This is a genomic window from Pseudomonas sp. W2Jun17 (genome assembly GCF_023127795.1).
GTDB classification, from domain to species: domain Bacteria; phylum Pseudomonadota; class Gammaproteobacteria; order Pseudomonadales; family Pseudomonadaceae; genus Aquipseudomonas; species Aquipseudomonas synxantha_A.
The window spans coordinates 1-950 of record NZ_SPKO01000039.1 but is presented as its reverse complement, the minus strand read 5'-3'; the positions used below and the strand labels follow the sequence as shown (position 1 = coordinate 950).

The following is a 950-nucleotide window of genomic DNA, read 5'->3' as shown; positions in this document are numbered from 1 at the left end:
GCTGGCCCAGGCGTCGCGGTTCTATCACTTTCGCGACGGTGTACTGACTGCGATCAGCGATGCGTATGACAACCGCCTGCGCATTTGCCGTGATCCTTCCGGGCGGATCGAGCGGCTGGATAACGGTGCTGGTCGCTCGCTGCTGCTGCGTTATGAGCTGGATCGAATCGTGGCGGTGGACTACCAGGTGCATCGCGCCAAAGGGCGTGAGCCCTACGTCTGGGAAACCGAGCAGAACGTTGTTTCCTACGCCTATGACGAAGACGGACGACTGGTTTGCGCGACCAATGCCGTCGGTGAAAGCGAGCGTTATCGGTACGACGATCAGCACGTCATTGTTGAGCGGCAGTTGGCCGGTGGGGCGAGTTTCTTCTGGGCGTGGGAAGGCTCCGGCAAGGCGGCACGTTGCGTCCGGCATTGGGCGAGTTTTTCGCAGATGGACACGCGTTATGCCTGGGGGGATGACGGCCGTGTCACGGTGCATAACGCCGATGGTAGCCAGGAAGTCTATGTCCACGACGACCGGGCGCGGTTGGTGCAGCGCATCGATCCGGACGGCGCGCAGCATTTCAAATCCTACGATGCCAAGGGGCGGCTGACCGTCGAACAGGATCCGCTGGGCGCGGTGACGGCCTATCAGTACGACGAAGCTGGGCGCCTGGTGGCTTTGTTTCCGGGGGATGATGAGCCGACGTCTTACGAGCATGACAACGGTTTTGTTCGGGTTGTGAGGCGTGGGGAGGCGGTCTGGAAATACGAGCGTAATGAGCAAGGCGATGTTACGCGTAGGACCGATCCTGACGGCGAGGTTACCGATTACAGCTACAACAAACACGGGCAACTGACCGGAGTTTGGTACCCGGATCATAGTTGCCATCGGCTGGTGTGGAATGAGCGGGGGCAGTTGCTGGAAGAGCAATTGCCCAATGGTGGGATCAAGCGTTATCGCT

1 pseudogene is annotated in these 950 nt (G+C 60.0%); it reads left to right on the top strand.

Features of this window, described 5'->3' with window-relative positions:
* Nucleotides 1-950 (top strand): annotated as a pseudogene (locus E4O98_RS25470) (type IV secretion protein Rhs); the annotation flags it as partial.